The 6,000-nt window shown below is 42.6% G+C and carries 6 protein-coding genes; 1 reads left to right on the forward strand and 5 read right to left on the reverse strand.

What is annotated here, in order from left to right; all coding sequences use genetic code 11:
• Positions 1-343 precede the first annotated feature (343 nt).
• Positions 344-739, reverse strand: a complete 396-nt coding sequence (locus V7K42_RS02485; protein WP_334913221.1) for a hypothetical protein — start codon at positions 737-739, stop codon at positions 344-346.
• Positions 740-1,452: 713 nt separating this feature from the next.
• Here V7K42_RS02485 and V7K42_RS02490 point away from each other — a divergent pair.
• Positions 1,453-2,130 carry an SDR family oxidoreductase gene (locus V7K42_RS02490; RefSeq protein WP_334913223.1) on the forward strand — a complete coding sequence of 226 codons (678 nt, stop codon included), beginning with the start codon at positions 1,453-1,455 and terminating at the stop codon, positions 2,128-2,130.
• Between the two features lies 1 nt (position 2,131).
• Here the strand turns inward: V7K42_RS02490 and V7K42_RS02495 are convergent, their stop codons facing one another.
• The 4 genes from V7K42_RS02495 to V7K42_RS02510 form a co-directional block, all read right to left on the reverse strand.
• Positions 2,132-3,184 (reverse strand): aromatic ring-hydroxylating dioxygenase subunit alpha, encoded by a 1,053-nt coding sequence (locus tag V7K42_RS02495; protein WP_334913225.1) that lies wholly within the window; start codon positions 3,182-3,184, stop codon positions 2,132-2,134.
• A gap of 178 nt (positions 3,185-3,362) precedes the next feature.
• Positions 3,363-3,800, reverse strand: a complete 438-nt coding sequence (locus V7K42_RS02500; protein WP_334913227.1) for a secondary thiamine-phosphate synthase enzyme YjbQ — start codon at positions 3,798-3,800, stop codon at positions 3,363-3,365.
• A 49-nt stretch (positions 3,801-3,849) separates the two neighbouring features.
• Positions 3,850-5,037 carry a pyridoxal phosphate-dependent aminotransferase gene (locus V7K42_RS02505; RefSeq protein WP_334913229.1) on the reverse strand — a complete coding sequence of 396 codons (1,188 nt, stop codon included), beginning with the start codon at positions 5,035-5,037 and terminating at the stop codon, positions 3,850-3,852.
• 240 nt (positions 5,038-5,277) lie between these two features.
• Positions 5,278-5,496 (reverse strand): hypothetical protein, encoded by a 219-nt coding sequence (locus V7K42_RS02510; protein ID WP_334913231.1) that lies wholly within the window; start codon positions 5,494-5,496, stop codon positions 5,278-5,280.
• Between the last annotated feature and the right edge of the window lie 504 nt (positions 5,497-6,000).

Here is a 6,000-nt window from a genome sequence, read left to right on the forward strand (position 1 = left end):
TTTGATTTCTGAATCACTCGTAGAGGTAAGGGACTGGGGATTGGGGATTGGGGACTGGGGACTGGGGACTGGGAAGAAGGAATGAAGGTGTACTGAGTTTTGTTCAAAAATTAAATATGAGTCCTATAGAATTAAATGATGTCAGTCAATTCTAACGGAGATGGATAACAAGATACTGTTTCTAAGGAAACACTTCTAGCGGCAAAGGAAAATTTAATGTTAGAGGCGTTTTAAAGGTTGCGGCAACGTTAAGTCAAGAAATACCTACACAAGACTGACTTAGTAACGGTGATTTTCGGGGAGATTATCTTAAATTGGCGTAAACGGTAAAGTTCGGCTAATTTTAACCTTTGCGTTTTGGTTGTCTGGGGATAGTACTTACATCAGATGAGTCGCCAAAAGTATCTCTTACCTCAATCTGTTTAATTTTCATTTGCAAATTTAAGTCATCACTACTAACAATTGTTTCTAAATTTGCTAATCTCCGCTCTAACAGTTCTATTTGCTGCTGTTGCAAATAGTTAGTTTTTGATTTTTGTTCATCAGAACGCCAAACGGCAACTGTACCAACAGCTGCGCCACCAATAGCAACCAAAGGAAGAATAGCACCGCTTCTAGTAACGGCTGACAGTGGGACGCAAACTCCAAGAATGGCGACTGTAATTACCCAGATTCTGGTGGTGGCAGATAATCTAACATCTTGGTATTGTTCTAGATTTGTTTGAGATTTTTTAGCCATAAGTCTATCCCAAGAAAAGTTATTTGGGGAGCAACGCGAAAAAGTGAGATCATCGTCCAATGAGCACTTGGGGAAGGGGGAGTAGGGGAGGCAGGGGGAGTAAAGAGAAATATTTAGTAATTTTTGCTGCCAAGATAGTCCAAAATACACTTAATTTCTTGATTCCCCCCCTGCCTCAAGAGCATCCCCTGCCTCCCCTGCTTACCCACCTCACTGTTAGAGCATTGCTCCCGTTATTTGCTAGATTGGCACAATTGCTTACCAAAATACTTCCTACAATGGGGTTAGGTATAATTGCTCGACTTAATGATGACAGTTCATGCTTTTTTGCAGACCGCTAAAAAAATAGTGCCAACCCGCATTTCTCACAAGCTTGAGGGGGAGGATGGGCAGAGGGGCAGAGAGGCAGAGGGGCAGGGGAGGCAGGGGAGGCAGGGGAAGCAGGGGAAGCAGGGGAGGCAGGGGAGGCAGGGGAGGCAGGGGAAGCAAGGGAAGAAAAAACTAATACTCGCATTTCTCACAAGCTTGAGGCGAAGGAGGGGCAGAGGGGAAAGAACTTGGTATTTGAACTCTCCTCTGCTCCCCTGCTCCCCCGCTCCCCTGCTCCCCTGCCCCCTGCTCCCCTGCTCAAGCGCAGGCTTAATCGAGATGTGGTGAGAAATCCGGGCCAAGCCTCTGATAGAATCCTTTGAGCGTAAGTAGTTAAGTTTATTATGACAAGTGCATCTTACATTTTTCTGGCTGGAGCAAGTCGCGGTGTTGGTCGAGAAATTGCCCAATACCTTACAGCGCAACAGCTAAAGGTTAAAGCACTCTTGAGAACAGCAGCAGTTGCTGGTGAACTAGAAAAAATTGGTATTGAGGTGGTTCAGGGAGATGCTTTGAATGTTGGCGATGTGGAACGCGCAATGCTTACAGATGAACCTATTCACACCGTTATCAGTACAATTGGCGGTTTGCCATCAGATGTAGAAAGGCCAGATTACCCTGGTAATAAAAATCTGATCGATGCAGCAGTTCAAGCTGGAGTACAAAAGTTTATTCTTGTGTCTTCCATTGGTACTGGCAATAGTGTTGTTGCTACCTCACCCCAAGTTTTAGCGGTACTAGGAAAAGTTTTAGCTGAGAAAGACAAAGCTGAACAACACTTAATTGCCAGTGGACTTACCTATACAATCATCCGCCCAGGTGGACTAAAGTCAGAGCCAGCAACGGGTAATGGTGTTTTAACCGAAGATCCGCAGATTATTGGTAGCATTAATCGTGCAGATGTCGCCCAGTTAGTTGGTCGTTGTTTAAATAGCCAACGTACCAATAACAAAATTTTGTCAGCAATAGACCGAAATATGCAATTCGGGCAAAGAGAATTTGCAGAATTTAGCTTGGAGTAATTTAGGCACGCCAGCGAAGTATTTGATCCTTGACAGGGTTCACAAATTCTCGTCCTTCAGCAACAGACCGCGCATACTCTCGCTTTAACTGGTAATACCACTGCGCCTGCATATCTGAATCCTTAATCAGTCGCAGCACAGGACTATATTTGAGTCCTATTTGCTGTTTTTCGACAACCGTTCGGTCTTGACCAATAAAAGTCCGCGCCAGCACATGCAGCAGTGGCTTGAAAAATCCCGCCCAAGGAACAGTCCAGTAAAGAGCAAAAGTTACTTCGGTTTCTGTGTCTGAAATAGGTGTAACTGCCGTTAAATTAACGACTCTTTGGTTGCCAATTGTGGTTTCTTCTATTCTGACTCCAGGTAAACGAAAAGAAATCTCTGTTTCCGGTACACCACCGCCAATCAGCAAGTATAGTCTACCCCCGTTCGCTGGCAATCGATGTCGTCGCATTGTGAAGCCGTAGGGCGAAGCATCGAATTGCTTGACTTCCTCGTGCAGTTGTTCGCTTCGCCACCACCAAGCACGATGAACATAGGGTGAATGAGCAGGATCCATTAGACCGACTACAGCATGATCCACAAAACAGGGAAATTTCATCACCTCTATGAATTGTGGCGATCGCTCATCAAACCCTGGAATCACTGGAATCTCCATTTCAGAAGCAGGTTTAGATTTATCGGGATCGGCCATATATATCCAGATATTCCCTTGGGCTTCCCTGACTTCATAGGATTGGACATCAAAGCGACTCAAATCCATTTGCTGCTCCTCAACAAGAGATGGAATTGCAGTGCAGCGTCCAGCCGGATTAAAGCGCCAACCGTGATAGCAGCATTCCACTTCCTGCCCATCGAATCTACCACAACTCAAAGGCACGGCACGATGAGGACAAATATCTCTCATCGCCGAGACTTTGCCATCTTGTCCTCGAACTAACAGCACCGGTTCACCTAAAAAGATGCGGCTTACCATCATACCTGGCTTGATTTGATTACTAGGCAGAGCATAGTACCAAGTATTACGTAATACAAAGTTATCGTTATTTTTCATCACTAGTTGCCTCTACCTTTGACACAACAAAAGTTTCGGTTTGTGGAAAGGAAGATTATGTTTAGAAACATTCTTTCAGGTTTTTAATTGCTGTAAGTAAATTCAACTGATGCACTTGTCGATCGCTTTCGTAATTTTATTTTGGGTTATCTGGGAGAATTGCAGGTGTGAAGTTGCATTATTCTCCAGATATTTGCACAAATACCGTTCTTTTGCGCGGTCCATCCAACTCAAAAAACAACACAGATTGCCAAGTTCCCAAGGCTAATTTACCATCCACAATGGGAATTATCTCACTAGTGGTCAGCATCATTGCCATTAAGTGAGAGTGAGCATTAATCGGCTCATCTTCTGGGACATCTCTTAAATGCAAGTCATTATGCAAGTAACTGTCTGATTCAGGTACTAATTTTTGCAAGAATATTTTTATATCTTCTAACAATCTGACTTCATTTTCGTTGATGGCTAAAGCTGTTGTTGTGTGCCGATAAAATACTAAAACTTGTCCATTTTTAATTGATGTTGAAGCAAGAAAATCTTGAATTGGTGGTGTGATATTATAAATATTAATTTTTGGCTCAGTTTCAATTTCAATTAACTTATTAATAATCGGCATCTGTTCAATTTTATATTCAGGATTGCATCTGAGGCAGGATTAATGACTTCTAGCCTCGAACTATAGTTTCCAAACCTTGCACTAATCTTTCTATACCTTCTTGGGCTGTATCTTTTTGCAGCGCCCCATAAGCAACACGCAGATAGCATCCGTCATCCATACCAAAGGTTGTACCTGGAATAACTGCTACTTTATATTCCTGAATTAATCTTTTAACTAACTCAAAAGCATCCATCTGGGTATTAACTTTGAGAAAAAAATAGAACGCCCCATTAGCGGGTGTAATGCTACATAAACCTTGTAGGCGGTTAAGGGAGTCGAGTACTAATTGCCGTACTTGAGCGATGCCTACGGCGGGCTGCGCCAACGCACCTATATTACTCTGCAAATACTCCGCTTTTGCTTGCAATGCCCCTAAAGCTGCATATTGAGAAATTACTGGCGGACAAATCAAAATCGTATCCTGGACTTTTTTGATAGCGACAAATAAGTGTTTGGGAATCACCATGTAGCCAATGCGCCAGCTAGCAAACCCGTATGCTTTGGAAAGGCTAAAGAGAGAAATAGTAGACTTGCTATTCCCAAATGCACCAGGAGAAAAGTGTTTTACGCCGTTATAGGTAAAGTATTCATAAGCTTCATCGCTGATGTGGTAAATGCCGCGAGTTTCACAAATTTGATTTACTTGGCGTAATGCTGCTTCTGAATAGACAACTCCAGTGGGATTATTTGGCGAAATTGTGACTACAGCCCGTGTTTTGGGAGTAATTGCTTGAGCGATCGCTTCTTTTTGTAGTTGGTAATTTTCATCTGTCGCCACTAACACTACACGACAACCAGCCATTGCGATCGCCATTTCGTGGTTGAAATAGTAAGGCGTATTCAGAATAATTTCATCGCCTGGGTTAGTAATCGCAAGAATGGCATTCATAAATCCCATATTGCTCCCTGCTGTCACAACGATGCAGTTTTCCTCGTTGATTTCAATACCGTTGAAGGCTTGCAATTTTCCAGCAAGTGCTGTCAGCAACGGCGGAATTCCCTCAACTGATTTGTATAAATTATTAGTGGGTTCAGCTAAAAATTTGGGTAAAAATTCGATGGCTTCTGGTGGTGGGTTGTAAGAAACAACACCCTGTCCTAAAGAGATTGTTCCAGGAGAATTTTTAATCAGTTCCCCAACCACAGGAATAATTGGCGACTGTACACCCTGCATACGAGAGGTTAGGGATTCCATATTTCCTTGCCTATGTACTTGGACTTAGTATCTCTTAACGTGGAAGACATGGAAAGTTACTCTGCGATCAACTCCCATAATGCTTGCATCAATGTGGGAGTATGTCACCAAAATAATTCAGGACTTACGCAAAATCATGAAAAACGAACTACCAAGGCGCAGAGTACACGGAGAAATAACATTTTTAGAGAGTTGTTGCGTAAGTCCTATAATTAACCTGATTTACGATTACTCAAAAATTTAGTCAATCGAAATCTGTTGAGGCCCACTTGCTTTGCCATTATGTCTATCTGTTGTGCTGCTGGTATAACTATTTGAGTGGGTCTGTTGATCCAGCCAGCTTTTAACAGGATCGTCTGCAAGATTGAGCCGAAGGACACCAGAGAATAACCCACCCACAAATGAGGCTGGATGCTGGATAAATTCTCTAAATAGAGGTGACAATTCATTAATGAACATAAAAAGACTCCTGGCGAGGCCATAAAAAATTATTACTTCTTAATCGATCGTAACCTGTTGATTAGTATATGGTCGGTGGTAACGAAGTTGCGAACTTTTTGAACTTCAATAAGAGGCAGGGGAGCAGAGGGATTGTACGCCGACTAAACGAGAGTCAAGTCGCTTCTCGAAATTAAAAATTAAAAATTAAAAATTATTAATTAAAAATTGCAAGAGGCTCTCTACGAGATGCTGCGCGTCGCTTGCAGGGGTTTGCGGGCTTCTATGTAAGAGTTGCCATATAGGCTTTACACTGCGCTATCAGTGGGGGCTTGTACCCCAAATTATAGCTATTTACCTGAAAATAGCTGTAAACAGAAAAATTCCCAACTTCTTAAAAAGTCGGGAATATGAGCCTGTTGAATCTAATTAGGGGTTGCTGAAAAAGAAAGAGAAGCTCACAGGATATAGATTATCTGACCAAAGAAGTATATTCAGGTGCAAGACTTGAGGGTAAAATAGCCC

Source organism: Nostoc sp. (assembly GCF_036917455.1).
Lineage (GTDB): Bacteria > Cyanobacteriota > Cyanobacteriia > Cyanobacteriales > Nostocaceae > Nostoc.

What these genes read in the sequence shown, in the direction of transcription:
- V7K42_RS02500 (WP_334913227.1), bottom strand. Translation starts at nt 3,800, where the DNA reads ATGCCGATTATTAATAAGTTAATTGAAATTGAAACTGAGCCAAAAATT.
- V7K42_RS02495 (WP_334913225.1), bottom strand. Translation starts at nt 3,184, where the DNA reads ATGAAAAATAACGATAACTTTGTATTACGTAATACTTGGTACTATGCT.
- V7K42_RS02490 (WP_334913223.1), top strand. Translation starts at nt 1,453, where the DNA reads ATGACAAGTGCATCTTACATTTTTCTGGCTGGAGCAAGTCGCGGTGTT.
- V7K42_RS02505 (WP_334913229.1), bottom strand. Translation starts at nt 5,037, where the DNA reads ATGGAATCCCTAACCTCTCGTATGCAGGGTGTACAGTCGCCAATTATT.
- V7K42_RS02485 (WP_334913221.1), bottom strand. Translation starts at nt 739, where the DNA reads ATGGCTAAAAAATCTCAAACAAATCTAGAACAATACCAAGATGTTAGA.
- V7K42_RS02510 (WP_334913231.1), bottom strand. Translation starts at nt 5,496, where the DNA reads ATGTTCATTAATGAATTGTCACCTCTATTTAGAGAATTTATCCAGCAT.